The 18,857-nt window shown below is 55.3% G+C and carries 17 protein-coding genes and 1 pseudogene; 10 read left to right on the forward strand and 8 right to left on the reverse strand.

The genetic code is table 11. The annotated features are described in order from the left end of the window. Positions 1 to 354 precede the first annotated feature (354 nt). Positions 355 to 1,497, forward strand: coding sequence for an LPS O-antigen length regulator Wzz(fepE) (gene wzz(fepE) / locus KW829_RS13365; protein ID WP_100166335.1), 1,143 nt, complete (start codon positions 355 to 357; stop codon positions 1,495 to 1,497). A 37-nt stretch (positions 1,498 to 1,534) separates the two neighbouring features. Here wzz(fepE) and KW829_RS13370 read toward each other — a convergent pair whose 3' ends face one another. Continuing rightward, positions 1,535 to 1,858, reverse strand: coding sequence for a cupin domain-containing protein (locus KW829_RS13370; protein ID WP_042715918.1), 324 nt, complete (start codon positions 1,856 to 1,858; stop codon positions 1,535 to 1,537). Positions 1,859 to 1,995: 137 nt separating this feature from the next. Here KW829_RS13370 and KW829_RS13375 point away from each other — a divergent pair, with 137 nt between their 5' ends. After that, on the forward strand, positions 1,996 to 2,688 hold the full coding sequence (locus KW829_RS13375) for an aspartate/glutamate racemase (RefSeq protein ID WP_010435169.1): 693 nt from the start codon (positions 1,996 to 1,998) through the stop codon (positions 2,686 to 2,688). Here KW829_RS13375 and KW829_RS13380 read toward each other — a convergent pair. Then, entirely contained in the window at positions 2,683 to 3,609 is a 927-nt protein-coding gene (locus KW829_RS13380; protein WP_010435167.1) for a LysR family transcriptional regulator, read from the reverse strand. The two genes, KW829_RS13375 and KW829_RS13380, sit on opposite strands and share 6 nt — an antisense overlap. Positions 3,610 to 3,734: 125 nt before the next feature. On the opposite strand from KW829_RS13380, the gene lysA reads away from it, so the two are divergent. Beyond that, positions 3,735 to 4,997, forward strand: a complete 1,263-nt coding sequence (gene lysA / locus KW829_RS13385) for a diaminopimelate decarboxylase (RefSeq protein WP_218308393.1) — start codon at positions 3,735 to 3,737, stop codon at positions 4,995 to 4,997. Here the strand turns inward: lysA and KW829_RS13390 are convergent. Continuing rightward, on the reverse strand, positions 4,967 to 6,004 hold the full coding sequence (locus tag KW829_RS13390) for a LacI family DNA-binding transcriptional regulator (RefSeq protein WP_218308394.1): 1,038 nt from the start codon (positions 6,002 to 6,004) through the stop codon (positions 4,967 to 4,969). The genes lysA and KW829_RS13390 overlap by 31 nt on opposite strands. Positions 6,005 to 6,304: 300 nt before the next feature. Here KW829_RS13390 and KW829_RS13395 point away from each other — a divergent pair, with 300 nt between their 5' ends. From KW829_RS13395 to KW829_RS13410, 4 genes are all read left to right on the forward strand, one after another. After that, a complete protein-coding gene (locus KW829_RS13395) occupies positions 6,305 to 7,630 on the forward strand; it encodes a PTS sugar transporter subunit IIC (RefSeq protein ID WP_010435159.1) in 1,326 nt (441 codons plus the stop codon). Positions 7,631 to 7,637: 7 nt separating this feature from the next. Beyond that, entirely contained in the window at positions 7,638 to 9,074 is a 1,437-nt protein-coding gene (locus KW829_RS13400) for a glycoside hydrolase family 1 protein (RefSeq protein WP_218308395.1), read from the forward strand. A gap of 68 nt (positions 9,075 to 9,142) precedes the next feature. Next, positions 9,143 to 9,916, forward strand: a complete 774-nt coding sequence (locus KW829_RS13405) for a GntR family transcriptional regulator (RefSeq protein ID WP_010435154.1) — start codon at positions 9,143 to 9,145, stop codon at positions 9,914 to 9,916. Beyond that, the gene (locus tag KW829_RS13410) at positions 9,913 to 10,389 is read left to right on the forward strand and encodes a GNAT family N-acetyltransferase (protein ID WP_218308396.1); all 477 of its coding nucleotides are present in this window, start codon (positions 9,913 to 9,915) and stop codon (positions 10,387 to 10,389) included. Before KW829_RS13405 ends, KW829_RS13410 begins: the two co-directional genes overlap by 4 nt. On the opposite strand, the gene galR is transcribed toward KW829_RS13410, so the two are convergent. Then, positions 10,350 to 11,366 (reverse strand): HTH-type transcriptional regulator GalR, encoded by a 1,017-nt coding sequence (gene galR, locus KW829_RS13415; RefSeq protein WP_010435148.1) that lies wholly within the window; start codon positions 11,364 to 11,366, stop codon positions 10,350 to 10,352. The genes KW829_RS13410 and galR overlap by 40 nt on opposite strands. A 623-nt stretch (positions 11,367 to 11,989) precedes the next feature. Here galR and aas point away from each other — a divergent pair. Together aas and lplT are read left to right on the forward strand one after the other, a co-directional pair. After that, complete coding sequence (gene aas / locus KW829_RS13420) at positions 11,990 to 14,149, forward strand: bifunctional acyl-ACP--phospholipid O-acyltransferase/long-chain-fatty-acid--ACP ligase (RefSeq protein WP_089601142.1); 2,160 nt, start codon at positions 11,990 to 11,992, stop codon at positions 14,147 to 14,149. Continuing rightward, a complete protein-coding gene (gene lplT, locus KW829_RS13425; protein ID WP_089601145.1) occupies positions 14,142 to 15,335 on the forward strand; it encodes a lysophospholipid transporter LplT in 1,194 nt (397 codons plus the stop codon). The genes aas and lplT overlap by 8 nt, the downstream gene beginning before the upstream one ends. Before the next feature lie 93 nt (positions 15,336 to 15,428). On the opposite strand, the gene KW829_RS13430 is transcribed toward lplT, so the two are convergent. The 4 genes and pseudogenes from KW829_RS13430 to KW829_RS22945 form a co-directional block, all read right to left on the reverse strand. Next, positions 15,429 to 16,469, reverse strand: a complete 1,041-nt coding sequence (locus tag KW829_RS13430; protein ID WP_010435145.1) for an NADP(H)-dependent aldo-keto reductase — start codon at positions 16,467 to 16,469, stop codon at positions 15,429 to 15,431. Between the two features lie 132 nt (positions 16,470 to 16,601). After that, on the reverse strand, positions 16,602 to 16,820 hold the full coding sequence (locus KW829_RS13435) for a YgdI/YgdR family lipoprotein (RefSeq protein ID WP_010435144.1): 219 nt from the start codon (positions 16,818 to 16,820) through the stop codon (positions 16,602 to 16,604). A 129-nt stretch (positions 16,821 to 16,949) separates the two neighbouring features. Further along, on the reverse strand, positions 16,950 to 17,642 hold the full coding sequence (gene mutH, locus KW829_RS13440; RefSeq protein ID WP_010435143.1) for a DNA mismatch repair endonuclease MutH: 693 nt from the start codon (positions 17,640 to 17,642) through the stop codon (positions 16,950 to 16,952). 154 nt (positions 17,643 to 17,796) lie between these two features. Next, positions 17,797 to 17,871: pseudogene (locus tag KW829_RS22945) on the reverse strand (hypothetical protein); the annotation flags it as partial. A gap of 454 nt (positions 17,872 to 18,325) precedes the next feature. On the opposite strand from KW829_RS22945, the gene rppH reads away from it, so the two are divergent. After that, positions 18,326 to 18,856 (forward strand): RNA pyrophosphohydrolase, encoded by a 531-nt coding sequence (gene rppH / locus KW829_RS13445; protein WP_218308397.1) that lies wholly within the window; start codon positions 18,326 to 18,328, stop codon positions 18,854 to 18,856. Position 18,857 lies beyond the last annotated feature (1 nt).

Genomic DNA, 18,857 nt, shown 5'->3' on the forward strand with positions numbered 1-18,857 from the left:
GAACCGGTGTTCTTGAATACTAAAACAACGTTTTATTTTATATTATTGCTATTTATTTCTGCGTCATTCGCTTAATGATGGAAATGTGATCGGCGTCGAAACGCTGTTTCAATAAGGTGATGAGAGTGGCATTTTTGCGCTATTTCACACAATCGCACCCGACAGTCAGGAAAGGAGGGGGAAGAAACCGAATGATTAATAAGAACAATACCGCTTAGAAACTTCCTACTAAATCTGATAGTCGGTCTACAGATAGATCAATCTGGCGTTCAGATTATTCTTACTTTCTTGTATCATCCGACCACTGCAACCAATCAGGCAGAAATTTACTGCACTCCAAAAAGAAGAACGGTTATGTCAGCGATGGATTTCAAGAAAAACACGGACCTCGATTTTCCCCGTTATGCCACTCCGGCGGTAAGTACTAAAGAGATAGATCTTCTCGGATTGTTAGACGTACTTCTGGCGGCCAAAAAACGTATTGTGGCGATCGTCCTGGCGTTTGCCGTGGTAGGGTTGGCCATTGCGTTTTTAATCCCGCAAAAATGGACCAGTAAAGCCGTGATCACACCGGCCGAGCAGACGCAGTGGAACACGCTGCGCCAGATGATGGTGACGCTGCAGGTGCTGGATGTCGACGCGAAGGTGAGCCATGGAGACGTGTTTAACCTGTTCATCAAAAAGTTTCAGTCGCAGTCGCTGCTCGAAGAGTACATGAAAACCTCCCCGTACGTGATGTCTCAGCTGGAAGGCACCGAGGTAGACCCGCTGGAGCTGCATCGCGCGGTGGTGAATATTGCTGAAAAAATGAAAGCGATAGATAACACGCAGGTTAAAGACGCAGACAAAGCGCCGTATATCTCATGGACGCTGAGCTTTACCGCCCCGACGGCGGGAGACGCGCAGACGGTTCTGGAAGGTTACATCAACTATATTTCCCGCATTGTTGAGCAGGAGACGATGGAAAATATCCGTAACCAGATCACGCTGAAAACGAAAGTCGTTCAGCAGCAGCTGGAGCTGGATCGCGTGCGTCTGACCAATATCCACAACACCAACCTGCAGCGCCTCAACTATTCGCTGGAAGTGGCGAACGCGGCAGGCATTAAGAAACCGGTATACAGCAACGGACAGGCGGTAAAAGACGATCCTGACTACTCCGTGGCGCTGGGTGCTGACGGTATTGCGCAAAAGCTGCAGATTGAAAAGAATCTGAAGGACGTGGCCGAGCTGAATGCGGATTTCCAGAACCGTGAATACTATCTGGCTCAGCTGCAAAAACTGTCCGTGGAAGACGTGAAGCTTGAGCCCTTCAGGTATCAGCTTTCACCGTCACTGCCGGTGAAAAAAGACGGTCCGGGCAAAGCCCTGATTGTGCTGCTGGCAGGGATTCTGGGCGGCCTGTTTGCCTGCGGCAGCGTGCTGCTGCGTGAGGCAATGCTCTCGCGCAATCCGCTGCCAGAACCGATAACGGCCGTAACGCCAGCAACAGAGTAACGACGATATTAAAAAGGCGCTGATTCAGCGCCTTTTTTTATTTCAGGAAATCGTCGCGCACCGGCGTAAAGGTATCCAGAAGGGTGCCGGGCTTCAGGCAAACGCAGCCGTGCATCACGTGCGGCGCTTTATAGAGCGTATCGCCCGCCGTCACGATCTGCTTTTCTTCACCTATCGTAAACTCGAACTCCCCGGAGAGCACATAGGTAAGCTGTTCATGCGGGTGATTGTGCATCGGGCCAATCGCACCTTGCTCAAAATTGACCTCCACCGCCATCATCTTTCCATCGTGCGCCAGAATACGCCGCGTCACGCCATTGCCCAGATCTTCAAGCGTGGTCTCTTTGTGGAAAATAAACATCTCTCCGCTCCGTTATGTAATGAAACAATGTTTCATTTAACTTATCTCACCCTGCGATAAAAAGAAATGACGCGACAAAGAAGTGGAAAGAGGATCACAAGTTTGCTTCACTGGCAGAAACACATAAGGAGGGATGCATGAAAACGATCGGCCTGTTGGGTGGGATGAGCTGGGAATCGACCATCCCCTATTACCGCCTGATTAATGAAGGGGTGAAACAGCGTCTGGGTGGCCTGCACTCCGCGAGCCTGCTGCTGCACAGCGTTGATTTCCATGAAATCGAAGCCTGCCAGTCGAGCGGCGAGTGGGATAAAGCCGGGGAGATCCTGGCGCAGGCGGCGCTGGGGCTGGAGCGTGCGGGGGCGGAAGGCATTTTGCTCTGTACCAACACCATGCATAAAGTGGCGTCTCATATTGAAGACCGCAGTTCACTGCCGTTCCTGCATATCGCGGATGCGACCGGGCGCGCGATTCGTGCATCCGGGATGTCGCGCGTGGCGCTGCTGGGCACACGCTATACGATGGAGCAGGATTTTTATCGCGGCCGTCTGAGCAGTGAGTTCGGCATTGAAAGCTTAATCCCGGACGAGGCTGACCGGGCACGCATCAATCAGATCATCTTCGACGAGCTATGTCTCGGCACCTTCAGCGAAGCGTCCCGCGCGTACTACCTCAGCGTCATCGAGAGGCTCGCGCAGCAGGGAGCGGAAGGGGTGATCTTTGGCTGCACGGAAATCGGTTTGCTGGTGCCGGCCGAGCGCAGCGCCATTCCGGTGTTCGACACCGCGGCCATTCACGCCGCCGATGCCGTCGAGTTTATGCTGTCATAGGGCGTTTTGTAGGTCAGGTAAGCGAAGCGCCACCTGACGCGCGTGCTCGGTCAAATGCCCGGTGAAAGCGTCCACCAGCGCCGAAGCCGGACGGTGCAGGGGGCGAATAAGGCTCACGGTGAAGGGAACGGACACGCTAAACCTGCGGATGACGATCCCGCTTCCGGCATAGTCCAGCGCCGTGAGGGGATTGACGACCGCTACGCCCACGCCCGCGCGCACCATGGCGCATATTGACGCCGCGCTGTGCGTTTCCACTACCATCCGCCGTTTCACCTGATGTTCGGCAAACAGCGAATCCAGCAACTGACGGTAGCTGTCGGTCTGGGACAGGCTGATGTAGTTTTCCCCGTGAAAATCTGCAGGCGTCAGCACGGCCTTACCGGCGAGCCGATGCCCGGCGGGCAAGACGCAAACTTCATCCAGCGAGAGCAACTCCGTGCGCTCGGTGCCTGCGGGTGTGGCGAGCGTTTCCGTCAGGCCCAAATCATGGCGCTGGGCGGAAAGCCACTCTTCAAGCAGCGGTGACTCCTGCGGAACAATGGTGAGATTGACCTCAGGATAGCGGGCCAGAAACGGCTGCAGCAGCGTCGGCAGAAACGACTGGGAAAAGACGGGCAGGCAGACGATGGAAAGCTCACCCTGGCGAAACTCCCGCAAACTCTCCGCCGCGCTGACGATCCTGTCCAGCCCGTACCACGAGCGCTGGACTTCTTCGAACAGACGTAATCCCTGCACCGTCGGGTGAAGCCTGCCGCGCGCGCGTTCAAACAGCTTAAGCCCCAGCACCTTTTCAAAACGCGCCAGCTCACGGCTGACCGTTGGCTGCGAGGTATGCAGCATCTGTGCGGCTTCCGTGAGATTACCGGCGGTCATCACGGCGTGAAAAATCTCGATGTGGCGTAGGTTAACGGCGGGCATAGGGCACCTGAAAGCGGGTGGGGGTTCCATATCATTTTTGCATAGAGTTGGGATAAAACGATATTTTTTATTCCCTTCTTTTTGTGGCGTAATCATAAAAAATGATTCATGCCCCGGAGATAACCATGCCACGCCCGCTGAACCAGACTGATACTGATTTGAACGCCGATAACCTGCTGCGCCTGCCTGCCGAATTCGGCTGCCCGGTGTGGGTCTACGACGCGCAGATCGTTCGCGAGAAGATCGCCGCGCTGCATCAGTTCGACGTGGTGCGTTTTGCCCAGAAAGCCTGCTCGAATATTCATATTTTGCGCCTGATGCGCGAGCAGGGGGTAAAGGTTGACTCCGTTTCTCTTGGCGAAATTGAGCGCGCGCTGGCGGCCGGGTTTGATCCGAAAGCTGACGGCGACGCAATCGTCTTTACTGCCGACGTGATCGACGACGCTACGCTTGCGCGCGTGCATGAGCTGCAGATCCCGGTCAACGCCGGTTCTGTGGATATGCTGGAACAGTTGGGTCAGGTGTCTCCCGGCCACCGCGTCTGGCTGCGCGTGAACCCCGGTTTTGGCCACGGTCATAGCCAAAAAACCAATACCGGCGGCGAAAACAGCAAGCATGGCATCTGGTTTGCCGATATGCCCGCCGCGCTTGAGGTATTGCAGCGTTATAACCTGAAGCTGGTGGGGATTCATATGCACATCGGGTCAGGCGTGGATTATGGTCACCTTGAGCAGGTGTGCGGTGCGATGGTGCGCCAGGTGCTCGACTTCGGGCAGGATCTGGAGGCGATCTCCGCAGGCGGCGGGTTGTCCATTCCTTACCGTGAAGGGGAAGAGGCGATCGATACCGATCACTATTACGGACTGTGGAGTGCGGCGCGCGACAAAATTGCTGCCCATCTGGGCCATCCGGTAAAACTGGAGATCGAACCGGGGCGTTTCCTGGTGGCGGAGGCTGGCGTGCTGGTGGCACAGGTGCGTAGCGTGAAAGAGATGGGAAGCCGTCACTTTGTGCTGATTGATGCAGGCTTTAACGATCTGATGCGTCCGTCTATGTACGGCAGCTATCACCATATAACGGCGCTCGCTGCGGACGGTAGCGGTCTGATTAACGCGCCGCGCGTAGAAACCGTCGTGGCGGGACCGCTGTGCGAATCCGGCGACGTGTTTACCCAGCAGGAGGGCGGCAAAGTGGAAACGCGCGCGCTGCCAGAAGTCAAGCCGGGTGATTATCTGGTGCTGCACGACACCGGGGCGTACGGCGCGTCGATGTCCTCAAACTACAACAGCCGCCCGCTGCTGCCGGAAGTGCTGTTTGATAACGGCGTGGCGCGACTGATTCGCCGCCGCCAGACCATTCAGGAACTGCTGGCGTTAGAACTCGTCTGAGTAAAATACGGCCCCGTTGTCACCGAGTCGCGCAACACCAGCGTGCCGGTAAACGGCGGGATCGCTTCGACCGGCTGGTTTTTTGCCAGCCGGATCGCCTGATCGATCGCCGTGACGATCATGTTGTCAATCGGCAGATACACCGATGAGAGCGCAGGCTCCAGCCATTTTGCACTCGGCGCATCGTCAAACCCAAACAGCGAAATATCCTGCGGGATCTTCAGCCCGGCCTGGTGTAATGCTTTGGACGCGCCCAGCGCCATATCATCGTTACAGGCAAACAGCGCGCTGAACGGTATCTTTTCCTCAATCAACGCTTTGCACAGCTCATATCCCCGCGTCATTCCCGCATCGCCGTATTTAATTCGCCGCTCGTCCAGCCGAATACCGTGCTTTTCCAGCGCCTTGCGGTAGCCCATCAGACGCGCTTTTCCGGTTGGGGTGTGGATAGGAACGGTGATGCAGGCGATCTCCCTGTGGCCCTGGCTAATCAGGTAATCCACCGCTTTGAATGCCGCATCCTGTTGTTCGAAGAAGACGCAGCGATCCGCCGCCTGGCTGACCTCCCGGTTGATCACCACCAGCGGGGTCTGCACCCTGTTCATCAGCTTGATGATTGCCTTTTCGCTCATGTAGCGGGTGTACAGCACGATGGCATCGCACTGACGATCCGCCAGCATCTGTACCGCCTGCTCTTCCTGCTCCGGCGCGTCGTGACCGTCGGTCACGATCAGCTGTTTACCGTGCGTTTCTGTTTGTCGGGAGGCCTGCTGCAGCAGGCGGCCGAAGTAAAATCCGTCGAAGGTGGAGACCACCAGACCAATGCTGTTGCTGGTCTGGTTGGCGAGCGAACGCGCGAGAAAGTTTGGGCGATAGCCCAGTTCTTCCATCGCCGCGAACACCTGCTGACGCGTACTCTCTTTAACCTGACCCGTGCCGTTCAGTACGCGCGAGACGGTGGCCTTTGACACGCCCGCACGCAGTGAGACATCCAGCATTGTTGCCATTCGAAATTCCTGCTTCCACGTAATGGCATGCAGTTTAACACAGACCATCCGGCGCATAAGCGACGCGGGAAGGGCAAAACGCCCACCAGGATCACGCTTTTCAGTAACGATCCATCAGGTCAGGACAAATGGCTGTAAGTGGTATGCCAAAACAGTCATAAATCATAATCTGGAATACCGGACGTCGCGTTGAGAGCTTAATCACAGAACAAATTGGGGCGTGAAGCTATTTTTGGTATGCCAATAGTATCCGGCTGTACACCTTATTCAATAAAAGCCCTTTTACTGAGGTATTACCCTATGGCATTGCAGGAAAAACTGATCGACGCTCTGGGCAGTTTTGCCACCAAATTCAACAGCTATCGCTATATCATGGCGATCAAGTCTGCCTTTATTACCTTAATGCCGGTCATCATCGTTGGGGCATTTTCTGTGCTTATTTCCAACATGGTGCTGGATCCGAAAAATGGCCTGGCGAGCTTTGAGTCTTTGTCATTTCTCGCTGCGCTAAAACCGATTACCAGCGCGCTCAATTACGCCACGCTGAACTTCCTCAATATCGGCGCGGTGTTCCTGATCGGTATTGAGCTGGGGCGCATTAACGGTATTAAATCGCTGTTCCCCGGCCTGCTGGCGGTGATTTGCTTTATCTGCGTCACGCCGACCACCGTAGAGATGCTGGTGGACGGCGAAATGCACGTGGTGAAAGACGTGCTGCTGCGCCAGTTCTCCGATACCCGCAGCCTGTTCCTCGGCATGTTTATCGCCATTCTGTCGGTTGAGATTTACTGCTGGCTGGAGAACCGCAAGGGGCTGAAAATCAGAATGCCGGACACCGTGCCGCCTAACGTGGCGGCGTCGTTCTCCGCGCTGATCCCGGCCATTATCACCACCACCGCCATTGCCACCTTTGGCTTCGTGTTCCACCAGCTTACCGGCATGTACCTCTACGACGCGGTTTATCAGGTGGTGCAGCAGCCGCTTGAGCGCGTGGTGCAAAGCTTGCCGGGCATTCTGCTGCTGATGTTTGTCGCCCAGCTGTTCTGGGTGATCGGCATTCACGGCAACCAGATGATCAAGCCGATCCGCGAGCCGCTGCTGCTGGGGGCGATCACCGTCAACATGAGCGCGTTCGAGCAGGGCAAAGAGGTGCCAAACATCATCACCATGCCGTTCTGGGATGTGTATATGAGCATTGGCGGCTCAGGGCTCACTATCGGTCTGCTGATCGCGGTGATGATTGCCACCAAACGCAAAGAGATGAAGGAGATCGCCAAGCTCTCCATCGGTCCTGGCCTGTTTAACATCAACGAGCCGGTGATTTTCGGTATGCCAATCATGCTCAACCCGATCCTTGCCATTCCGTTCATCATTACCCCGCTGGTGACGGGCTCTATCGGTTATTTTGCGACGGTGACCGGTTTTGCCGGCAAGGCCGTGGTGATGGTGCCGTGGACCACGCCGCCGCTGATTAACGCCTGGCTCTCTACCGCAGGCTCGATGGGGGCGGTGATCACCCAGCTTATCTGCATTGTGACGGCGGTGATTATCTATCTGCCGTTTGTGAAAATTGCTTCACGCCGTGCGGAGCAGGCCGCGTTGAAGCAAGCCACCGATAACGTATGAGGACGTGATGAGCACAAAAAAGATTACGATACCGCAGGATTTCATTCTGGGCGCAGCGGCATCAGCCTGGCAAACCGAGGGCTGGAGCGGTAAAAAATCGGGTCAGGATTCGTGGATCGATCTCTGGTACAAGAACGATCGTCACATCTGGCATAACGGCTACGGCCCAGCGGTGGCGACCGATTTTATCAACCGCTTTCGCGAGGACGTGGCCCTGATGAAGCAGGCGGGGCTGACGCACTACCGCACCTCCATCAACTGGTCGCGTTTTTTGACCGACTATGAAAACGCGACGGTGGACGAAGAGTACGCTGCGTACTACGACGCGCTGTTTGATGAGATGCATCGTCAGGGCATCGAACCGATGATCTGCCTGGAGCATTACGAGCTCCCTGGCGCGCTGCTTGAAAAATACGGCGGCTGGGCGTCGAAGCATGTGGTTGAGCTGTTTGTCCGCTACGCGGAAAAGGTGTTTGACCGCTACCACGGCAAAGTCACCCGCTGGTTTAGCTTCAACGAGCCGATCGTGGTGCAGACCCGCGTTTACCTGGACGCGCTGCGCTGGCCGTACGAGCAGAACACCGGTACGTGGATGCAGTGGAATCACCACAAGGTGCTGGCGACGGCGAAGGTCGTGAAGCTATTCCGGGAAAAGGGATATGACGGCTCCGTCGGCTGTATTCTCAACCCGGAAGTGACCTACCCGCGTTCCCGCGCGCCACACGACGTGCGGGCGGCGGAGATCTACGATCTGTTTTATAACCGCGTGTTCCTCGATCCGCTGGTGCACGGCCGCTACCCGCAGGAACTCGTTACCCTGCTTGAGCAGCATCAGGTTGAATGGGACTACACGGCGGAAGAGCTGGCGCTGATTGCCGACAACACCGTGGACGAGCTGGGCATCAACCTCTATTACCCGCACCGGGTGAAAGCGCCTTCCCGCGCCTGGCATCCGGAGACGCCGTTCCACCCGGCGTACTACTACGAGTCGTTCGAGCTGCCGGGGCGGCGGATGAACAGATCCCGCGGCTGGGAGATTTATCCGCGCATTATCTATGACATGGCGATGCGGATTAAAAAGGAGTACCGCAATATCGACTGGTTCGTGGCGGAGAGCGGTATGGGGGTTGAAAACGAAGCCCAGTTCCGCAATCGTGACGGCGTTATCGACGATACGTACCGCATCGATTTTATCAGCGAGCACCTCTACTACGCGCTGCTGGCGCATGAAGAAGGGGCAAACTGCCACGGCTATATGCTCTGGGCCTTTACCGATAACGTCTCGCCGATGAACGCCTTCAAAAATCGCTATGGGTTAATTGAAATCGACCTCGAAAACAACCGCGCCCGCCGCGCGAAAACATCGGCCTCCTGGTTTCGTCAGCTGCGCGATGAGCGCGTGCTGACGCTCAGCGTTGACGATGAATGGAACCAGGCATTCTGATAAAATAGCGCACAAACTGGCCGGGAGGACGCCCGGCCTGCGCTTAACTGAAAAACACAGGTGAAAACGTGGATAAGGCTGTCATCCTGCCGGAAAAAAAACAGTACCAGGAAATTGGCGAGGATTTACGGGCGCAAATTATCCAGGGGCATTATCCCGTTGGGTCGCGCCTGCCGCCGGAGCGCAACATTGCCGAGACCTACGGCGTAAGCCGTACTATCGTGCGTGAGGCGCTACTGATGCTGGAGCTACAGGGCACGGTGGATATTCGCCAGGGGTCCGGCGTCTACGTGATGCGTATTCCTGAAGAACATGAAAACGAGGAAGAACGCTTCCTCAATAGCGACGTTGGCCCGTTTGAGATCTTACAGGCGCGCCAGCTCCTCGAAAGCAACATCGCCGCCTTTGCCGCCAAAATGGCAACGCGCGCGGATATCGACAACCTTCGCCGCATCATCGAGCAGGAGCAGCGGGCCATCGCCGCGGACGATCGCAGCCAGGACAACAACAAGATGTTCCACCTGGTACTGGCGGGGGCGACGCAAAACCAGATGCTGCTGGCGACCGTCGAGAGCATCTGGCATCACATGGACAGCAGCCCGCTGTGGCAGCAGTTTAACGTCCACATCGCCAGCCGCGCGTATCGCCTTAAATGGCTGGGCGACCGGCAGACCATCCTTGCAGCCCTGCGTCGTCGCGACGTCATGGGCGCGTGGCAGGCCATGTTCCAGCATCTGGAAAATGTGAAAAAGAGTTTGCTGGAGCTGTCGGATGAAGATGCGCCGGATTTCGACGGCTATCTGTTTGAATCTGTTCCCCTGTTCCAGGGGAAACTGGTATGACGATCCTGCCGCTGTACGCCGCGCCGCAGTTTGCGGGGCAGGCGATCGACTGGATTTGGCGGGCCTTCGGTGACGGCCTGCCGCGTGAATTTTTCCAGAGCGTTATCGATCACAGCCAGACACCCGGCGCGCTGCCGCTGACGTTTATTGCCGTTGAGGATGAACGGCTTCTGGGCACCGTCGGATTATGGCGCTGCGATCTCATCACGCGTCAGGATCTTTATCCCTGGCTGGCGGCGCTATACGTGGATGAGGCGGCACGAGGAAAAGGACTCGCGGGGAAGCTTCAGGAGCATGTTATTGCGTATGCCGCGCAGGCCGGGTACACCGAGCTACATCTGTGGTCTGCCTGCCGCGACTTCTACGAACGCTACGGCTGGCAGTACATTGGCGATGGGCTGGAATACCCGAATACGCAGGTTCACCTCTACCGTTATTCGCTCTGTGCTTCTGCAAGAGACGCAACGGAATGACGGCGCACCAGCGTCGGGCTGAACAAATGCGTAATATCCGGCGGCTGGCGCTGTTCAGCCAGCGCTAACGCCAGCTCGGCAGCTTGCGTCGCCATGGTGATAATGGGGTAACGCACTGTCGTCAGGCGCGGGCGCACGTAGCGTGAGACCAGCACGTCATCGAAGCCAATCAGCGAAATTTCTGCCGGAACCTCAATGCCGTTGTCATTTAACACGCCCATTGCCCCTGCGGCCATCGAGTCGTTATAGCTGGCCACCGCCGTGAAATTTCGTCCGCGACCTAACAGTTCCGTCATGGCCTGTTCGCCACCGCTTTCATCGGGTTCACCATACGCCACCAGCCGGTCGTTACACGGCAAACCGTTTTCACGTAGCGCGTCGTAATAGCCCTGCAAACGATCTTCCGCGTCGGAAATAGGGTGGTTTGAGCACAGGTAGCCAATTCGGGTATGACCTTGCTGAATCAGGTGTCGCGTGGCAAGCCAGGCACCGTAGCGGTCATCAAGCGCCACGCAGCGCTTTTCGAAGCCGGGAATGATGCGGTTGATGATCACCATACCGGGCATTTGCTTCATCAAATGAATGAGTTCGGCATCGGGGATCATTTTCGCGTGAACCACCAGGGCGGCACAGCGGTGACGAATCAGCTGTTCAATGGCCTGGCGCTCTTTGAGTTCATTATGATAGCCGTTGCCGATCAGCAGAAAATTACCCGTCTGGTAAGAAACCTGCTCAACTGCTTTTACCATCGCCCCAAAAAACGGATCGGAAACATCTCCCACGACCAGCCCGATGGTTTCGGTAGATTGCTGCGCAAGGGCGCGCGCATTGGCGTTGGGGTGATAATTCAGGTTTTCCATGGCGTCCTGCACGGCCTGGCGTGATGCGTCACTGGCTTTAGGAGAGTTATTGATCACGCGGGAGACGGTCGCGACGGAAACACCAGCCAGACGAGCCACATCCTTAATTGTCGCCATTTATTACCTTCTTATTAGGGGTAAGCGTTTACACACTAACTAGTGTTACGGAAAAGCGGCACGCATTCAAGGGGAGCGGGGTAACACCCTCACCAAACGTGACGCAGAACACCCCTGGTCGTGTAATCGTTACACGGGCAGACGTGTCAAAATAATGTTAATCCGAACCTTTAGTTACACTTTGCCTCAGGCTGTTGCGATTGTCCGGTAGCGAGGACAATGTCGGGGTTGATAGAGTCGAGATCCCAGAGGTATTGATAGGTGGAATCAACTCCGGTTGATTAACACGATTTACACCAACCTGCGTTTATACGCAGGTTTTTTTTGCCTGTAAGTTCAACCTGTAACAGCAAAAGAGAATATACACACCTGGTTGCACTTAGGCTCATTCCCTTGCGTTTTCTCACTGGCGAAGCGCCGGGTGAACGGCCACAATCAAGATCCCAGAGGTATTGATTGGTGAGAATTCTTAGTACGGTTTCGTACTCATCTCTTGCACCAACCTGCGCGGATGCGCAGGTTTTTTTTCGCCTCCGTTTTTGCTGTCGCTCCCTCCCCACTTCTCGTGTAATCTGCCACCATTTACTATCAACCCTTCATTCTGGCTGGCAAAGGGAGTTGAAATGCTTTTTGGGTTCTTCCGCACACTGTTCCGTATTCTCTTCCGTCTCCGCGTCACGGGCGATGCGCAGGCACTTTATGGCGAACGTGTTCTTATCACGCCGAACCACGTTTCTTTTCTTGATGGCATATTGCTGGCGCTGTTTTTACCCGTGCGGCCAGTCTTTGCGGTCTACAGTTCCATCAGCCAAAAATGGTACATGCGCTGGCTGGCGCCGCTGATTGATTTTGTCCCGCTCGACCCAACAAAACCGATGATGATCAAACATCTGGTGCGTCTGGTTGAGCAGGGGCGTCCGGTGGTCATTTTCCCCGAGGGGAGAATTTCCGTGACCGGTTCGCTGATGAAAATTTATGACGGGGCCGGTTTTGTCGCGGCGAAGTCACAGGCCACCGTGGTGCCGCTGCGCATTGATGGAGCAGAACTGACCTATTTCAGCCGCCTGAAGGGGTTAGTGAAGCAGCGCCTGTTCCCCAAAATTACCCTGCATATTCTGCCGCCCACAACGCTCCCTATGCCGGAAGCGCCGCGCGCGCGCGATCGTCGTAAAATCGCCGGTGAAATGCTCCATCAGATAATGATGGAAGCGCGCATGGCCGTCCGTCCGCGCGAGACGTTGTACGAATCTCTGCTGTCGGCGCAGTACCGCTACGGCGCGAAGAAAAACTGCATTGAAGACATCAACTTCACCCCGGACACCTATCGCAAACTGCTGACCAAAACCCTGTTCGTGGGCCGTATTCTTGAGAAGTACAGCAAGCGGGGCGAGAAAATTGGCCTGATGCTGCCTAACGCCGGGATCAGCGCGGCGGTGATTTTTGGTGCCGTTTCTCGCGGGCGTATTCCGGCGATGATGAACTACACAGCGGGTGTGAAAGGGCTTACCAGCGCCATCACTGCCGCCCAGATTAATACCGTCTTTACTTCCCGTCAGTTCCTGGAAAAAGGCAAGCTCTGGCACCTGCCGGAGCAGCTTACCCAGGTACGCTGGGTCTTCCTGGAAGATCTGAAAGCGGATGTCACGACGCTCGACAAGCTGTGGATTTTTGCTCACCTGCTCGCGCCTCGCCTGGCGCAGGTCAAACAGCAGCCGGAAGATGATGCGATTATCCTTTTTACCTCCGGATCTGAGGGCAACCCGAAAGGCGTCGTCCACAGCCACAAAAGCATTCTGGCGAACGTTGAGCAGATCAAAACGATTGCCGACTTTACCGCTAACGATCGCTTTATGTCCGCGCTGCCGCTGTTCCACTCTTTCGGCCTGACCGTCGGTCTCTTTACGCCGCTGCTCACCGGTGCCGAAGTATTCCTCTACCCAAGCCCGCTGCACTACCGCATTGTGCCGGAGCTGGTTTATGACCGTAACTGTACCGTGCTGTTCGGCACGTCAACGTTCCTTGGCAACTATGCGCGCTTCGCCAATCCGTATGATTTCTTCCGCGTGCGCTACGTGGTTGCCGGTGCGGAAAAACTGCAGGACAGCACGCGGCAGATTTGGCAGGACAAGTTTGGCCTACGCATTCTGGAAGGCTACGGCGTCACGGAGTGCGCGCCGGTGGTCTCTATCAACGTGCCGATGGCGGCGAAACCGGGGACGGTTGGCCGCATTCTTCCGGGGATGGATGCGCGCCTGCTGGCGGTACCGGGAATTGAAGAGGGGGGGCGCCTGCAGCTGAAAGGACCCAACGTGATGAACGGCTATCTTCGCGTAGAAAACCCAGGCGTGCTCGAAGCGCCAACGGCGGAAAACGTCAACGGGGACGTTGAGACCGGCTGGTACGACACGGGTGATATTGTTCGCTTCGACGAGCAGGGCTTTGTGCAGATCCAGGGACGTGCAAAACGCTTCGCTAAAATTGCGGGCGAAATGGTCTCCCTTGAAATGGTGGAGATGCTGGCAACAGCGGTCTCCGCTGACAAACTGCACGCCACGGTTGTGAAGAGCGATGCGAATAAAGGTGAGGCGCTGGTGCTCTTCACCACGGACAGTGAGCTTAAGCGTGACGCGTTGCTTAAGCATGCGCGCGAGCATGGTATCCCTGAACTGGCCGTGCCGCGTGATATTCGCTACCTCAAACAGCTTCCGGTGCTGGGCAGCGGTAAGCCCGATTTCGTGACCCTCAAGGGCATGGTGGAAGAGGCGGAACAGCAAAATGCATGAGTCAGCACAGGCTAACAACTCACTCCGGTCGAAGGGCATGATGGCGGTTATCGCCGCGCAGTTTCTCTCTGCGTTCGGTGATAACGCGCTGTTGTTTGCCACGCTTGCGTTGCTCAAGGCCGAGTTTTACCCCGACTGGAGCCAGCCGATCCTGCAGATGGTGTTTGTGGGCGCTTACATTATTTTCGCGCCGTTTGTTGGGCAGGTGGCGGACAGCTTCCCTAAAGGTCGGGTGATGATGTTCGCCAACGGCCTGAAGCTGTTGGGGGCGGCAAGCATCTGCTTTGGTATCAACCCGTTTATCGGCTATACGCTGGTAGGCATTGGCGCGGCATCTTACTCTCCGGCGAAGTATGGCATCCTGGGCGAGCTGACGACGGGCGATAAGCTGGTTAAAGCCAACGGTCTGATGGAGTCCTCTACCATCGCGGCGATTTTGCTCGGGTCCGTGGCGGGCGGTGTACTGGCGGACTGGCATGTGCTGGCGGCTCTGGGCGTTTGTGCGGTGGTGTACGGCGGGGCGGTTGTCGCGAACCTGTTTATTCCCAGACTGCCGGTGGCGCGTCCGGGTCAGTCCTGGCGTTTCGGGCCGATGACCGGCAGCTTCTTTAACGCCTGCCGCGTACTGTGGCGCAACGGTGAAACGCGTTTCTCATTGATGGGAACCAGCATGTTCTGGGGGGCGGGCGTCACGCTACGTTTCCTACTGGTGCTGTGGGTACCGATGGCGCTGGGGATCACCGACAACGCAACGCCAACCTACCTGAATGCAATGGTCGCCGTTGGGATTGTCGTCGGAGCAGGGGCGGCGGCGAAACTGGTCACGCTTGAGACCGTTGCGCGCTGTATGCCAGCAGGGATTTTAATCGGTGTCGGCGTGCTGTTCTTCTCGCTTCAGCATGCGTTGTTGCCAGCGTACGTGCTGCTTATCCTGATTGGTATTCTGGGTGGTTTCTTTGTGGTGCCGTTGAATGCGCTTTTGCAGGAGCGCGGAAAGCAGACCGTGGGGGCCGGAAATGCCGTTGCCGTGCAAAACCTTGGCGAAAACGTGGCGATGCTGCTGATGCTGGGCCTTTATTCGCTGGCGGTCAAAGTGGGTGTGCCGGTGGTGGCCATTGGCGTCGGGTTTGGCGCGCTGTTTGCGCTGGCGATTACGGGATTATGGATCTGGCAGCGTAGGCGTTGATAAGTGCGGCCTGATGCCCTCACCCCGGCCCTCTCCCACAGGGAGAGGGGGCAAACCCTAAAAACGGCAACGTGTGTTGCCGTTTTGCTTTTATTACGGTGCAGGATAAGTATAAACCTGATGCACCGCTTCAATCTCCGCTAACACCTCCTCACTCAGGTTCAGATTGAAACTCTCAATATTGGTTTTCAACTGTTCCATAGTGGTCGCGCCCAGCAGGGTGCTGGCAACAAACGGCTGACGCCGCACAAAGGCCAGCGCCATCTGCGCAGGGTCAAGACCGTGACGCTTCGCGATATCCACATAGGCCGCAACGGCTTTCTGCGTTTGCTCACCGCTGTAGCGGGTAAAGCGGCTGAAGAGCGTGTTACGCGCCCCGGCAGGCTTCGCGCCGTTAAGGTATTTGCCCGTCAGCGTGCCGAAGCCGAGACAGGAATAGGCCAGCAACTCCACCTCTTCATACTGCGTTACTTCCGCCAGACCGACCTCATAGCTGCGGTTCAGCAGGCTGTACGGGTTCTGGATGGTGACGATGCGCGGGAGATCGTGTTTATCGGCAAGGTGCAGATAACGCATCACGCCAAATGCCGTTTCGTTAGACACGCCGATGTAGCGGATTTTCCCCGCGCGCTGGCACTCGGTCAGCGCTTCCAGCGTTTCCAGTAGCGTAACGGCGGGCGCGCTCTCGTTCCAGCTGTAGCCGAGCTTGCCAAAGCAGTTAGTCGGACGCTGCGGCCAGTGTACCTGGTAGAGATCAAGATAGTCGGTTTGCAGACGCTTCAGGCTGGCATCCAGCGCGGCGCGAATATTCTTACGATCGAGGATCTGGTTTGGGCGGATCCCGGCATCGTTATTACGAGAGGGGCCGCTGACTTTTGAGGCGATAACGAGCTTTTCGCGATTGCCGCGTTTTGCCAGCCAGTTTCCCACATAAGTTTCAGTCAGCCCCTGCGTTTCCGGACGGGGAGGAACAGGGTACATCTCTGCGACGTCAATCAGGTTAATACCCTGGCTGACGGCGTAATCGAGTTGTGCATGGGCATCGGCTTCGCTGTTTTGTTCACCAAATGTCATCGTGCCCAACCCCAGTTGGCTTATCTCCAGAGCGCTATGGGGGATACGGTGATAATGCATAGCCGGCTTCCTTCATTAAACATACGGACGCGTCAGGAACTTCCCGACAAAGGAATATAAACATGGCAGAGGGGAAGCAAAAGGGGAAGGGAAAAATCAAAAAGGCCAGCAAGCGACTGACCTTTAACGGGTTTAGCGCTCGATAATTTGCGAGACTTCGTCGCGGTTAATCTGCATTTTATTCCCTGCCGGGTCGCGGTAACTCACCAGCCCGGTATCGTCGTCGACTTCGGGTTTACCATCGGTCAGGATCATCCGACCATCTTTTGTAGACATAACATAATCACTGCTACAGCCCGATACCGCAAACGCCAACCCGACTGCAGAAATTAACACTGCCCATTTTTTCATCGTTATCGTCCTCACCTGGCTTGTATTAAATCATAGTGTAGTAATAACCTGATATGACGAAAGCAGGAAGTAGTAAAATCTTAAAAACCAGGTGATTATGTTTGATAGCTCGCAAAATTCGTTAAAAACCTACGTTTTTAGTAAGAAATGGCGTGCGAGCAGCGTGCCAGTGAAATTCTTTTTGAGATAAAAGCCGCGAGGCAACGTCAGGATCGGCTCGCCATGAGCGCCGATCGCTTCGGTAAGGGCCTTGCTGTTGGCCGCCTTTGGACGCAGCTGCAACACCTCACCATGACGGGCGGTGATGCGCTCAACCTGCCCAAGGACGATCATGTCCATTAACTCTTCCCAGTCCAGACGCAACTGCTGCTCTTCGTCTTCATCAGGGCTCCAGAGCAGCGGCGCGCCCACCCGCCGTTCGGCTAGCGGGATCTGCCGTTCACCTTCCACCGGAACCCACAGTACGCGTTTCAGTTTATGACGTACGTGGCTGGTTTCCCAGGTTACGCCGGTATTGCCGGTTAACGGCGCCACGCAGACAAACGTGGTTTCCAGCGGTCTTCCCTGCCTGTCGATGGGGATCGTTTTTAACTCCACGCCCAGTGCGGCGAAATCTTGTTCTGGCTTACTGCCCGCGCTGGCACCTAACCACAGTTCCAGCAGCATGCCGATCCAGCCCTTGTCTCTTTTCAGATCGTCAGGGATCGGTAGACCCGCCATTGCCGCCAGATCGCCAAGCGAATAGCCTGCCAGGCGCTGCGCCTGAGTCAGCAACTCGGTTTCGCTGGAGGGGGGAGTAAACAAGGGAGCAAGCGGAAGCATGACGGTAACCTTCTGATTAAAAAATAAACTAAGAAATTATCCCTTGTGGATAGAGTCTACCGTTTTCTGTACGAATAATCCATGTGTATGATTTATAGGTTTTTTTACTACTGCAAAATTATTGTGTCCGCGGCTAAAAACAGGTTGTTCAAATCTGGTCACTGACAATAAACAGGATCTTACACCCTGTTATCCACAGAAAAGTGGGATAACTGGGAATAACCCACACTACTGTTTCGATTTACAGCCTTGACGTGCGACGAAAATCGAATTTTCAGACAAATTGTGCCTAACTTATTGGCACAATCTGTGGATAAAACCGACGCTGTTCGATCTTTCATCAGTACAACGATCGCTGATGTGATGATCGTCACGTTATCCGTTCTGGTATCAATAATTAAAGGTATAACCTAATGAAATATAGCATTTTTTATAATGAGCGGTGTAAGCGGCTTTAAACGACGATTCAGGTTGTTCATCGGTAATTCCATACTTCTTCACAACTATATCCACAGAAAAGGTGAATAAAATTGCCCTTGCGGTCCTTCATCTGTTTATAACTCCCCACATATTTGTGAGTTATTCAAATGTTATTAGGTTGCAAGCCTGTAAGAGAGTGGTTTACCGCCTCCCTGTAGTGTGAAACAATCATTCATATATAAGGTTTAGTTTGGGGTAGTCCGGTGATTGATGACGATGGCTACCGCCCGAACGTAGGAATAGTAATTTGTAATCGTCTGGGTCAGGTCATGTGGGCCCGTCGATATGGTCAGCACTCCTGGCAATTCCCGCAAGGCGGGATCAATCCAGGAGAGTCCCCAGAACAAGCGATGTACCGGGAGCTGTTTGAAGAGGTCGGTTTAAGCCGAAAAGATGTTCGCATCCTGGCTTCGACCCGCAACTGGTTGCGTTACAAGTTACCGAAACGTTTGGTGCGTTGGGACACAAAGCCGGTTTGTATCGGCCAGAAACAGAAGTGGTTTCTTCTGCAGTTGGTGGGCAACGATTCAGAGATCAATATGCAAACCAGCAGTACGCCGGAGTTTGATGGCTGGCGTTGGGTGAGCTATTGGTATCCTGTTCGTCAGGTCGTGTCATTTAAGCGCGATGTTTACCGTAGGGTGATGAAAGAGTTCGCAAGTGTTGTCATGCAGCTTCAGGAGATCCCGCCTAAGCCGCAAAGCGCACCTGCCTGGCGACGTAAAAGAGGTTAAG

The sequence above is a fragment of the Enterobacter sp. ENT02 genome, from assembly GCF_019219165.1.
In the GTDB taxonomy this organism is placed as follows: Bacteria; Pseudomonadota; Gammaproteobacteria; order Enterobacterales; family Enterobacteriaceae; genus Enterobacter; species Enterobacter mori.

Bases quoted from the DNA above. Each gene is read 5' to 3' on its own strand.
- KW829_RS13395 (WP_010435159.1), top strand. From the start codon at position 6,305: ATGGCATTGCAGGAAAAACTGATCGACGCTCTGGGCAGTTTTGCCACC.
- KW829_RS13375 (WP_010435169.1), top strand. From the start codon at position 1,996: ATGAAAACGATCGGCCTGTTGGGTGGGATGAGCTGGGAATCGACCATC.
- aas (WP_089601142.1), top strand. From the start codon at position 11,990: ATGCTTTTTGGGTTCTTCCGCACACTGTTCCGTATTCTCTTCCGTCTC.
- KW829_RS13380 (WP_010435167.1), bottom strand. From the start codon at position 3,609: ATGCCCGCCGTTAACCTACGCCACATCGAGATTTTTCACGCCGTGATG.
- KW829_RS13410 (WP_218308396.1), top strand. From the start codon at position 9,913: ATGACGATCCTGCCGCTGTACGCCGCGCCGCAGTTTGCGGGGCAGGCG.
- KW829_RS13435 (WP_010435144.1), bottom strand. From the start codon at position 16,820: ATGAAAAAATGGGCAGTGTTAATTTCTGCAGTCGGGTTGGCGTTTGCG.
- KW829_RS13430 (WP_010435145.1), bottom strand. From the start codon at position 16,469: ATGCATTATCACCGTATCCCCCATAGCGCTCTGGAGATAAGCCAACTG.
- lplT (WP_089601145.1), top strand. From the start codon at position 14,142: ATGCATGAGTCAGCACAGGCTAACAACTCACTCCGGTCGAAGGGCATG.
- mutH (WP_010435143.1), bottom strand. From the start codon at position 17,642: ATGCTTCCGCTTGCTCCCTTGTTTACTCCCCCCTCCAGCGAAACCGAG.
- KW829_RS13390 (WP_218308394.1), bottom strand. From the start codon at position 6,004: ATGGCAACAATGCTGGATGTCTCACTGCGTGCGGGCGTGTCAAAGGCC.
- KW829_RS13370 (WP_042715918.1), bottom strand. From the start codon at position 1,858: ATGTTTATTTTCCACAAAGAGACCACGCTTGAAGATCTGGGCAATGGC.
- lysA (WP_218308393.1), top strand. From the start codon at position 3,735: ATGCCACGCCCGCTGAACCAGACTGATACTGATTTGAACGCCGATAAC.
- galR (WP_010435148.1), bottom strand. From the start codon at position 11,366: ATGGCGACAATTAAGGATGTGGCTCGTCTGGCTGGTGTTTCCGTCGCG.
- KW829_RS13400 (WP_218308395.1), top strand. From the start codon at position 7,638: ATGAGCACAAAAAAGATTACGATACCGCAGGATTTCATTCTGGGCGCA.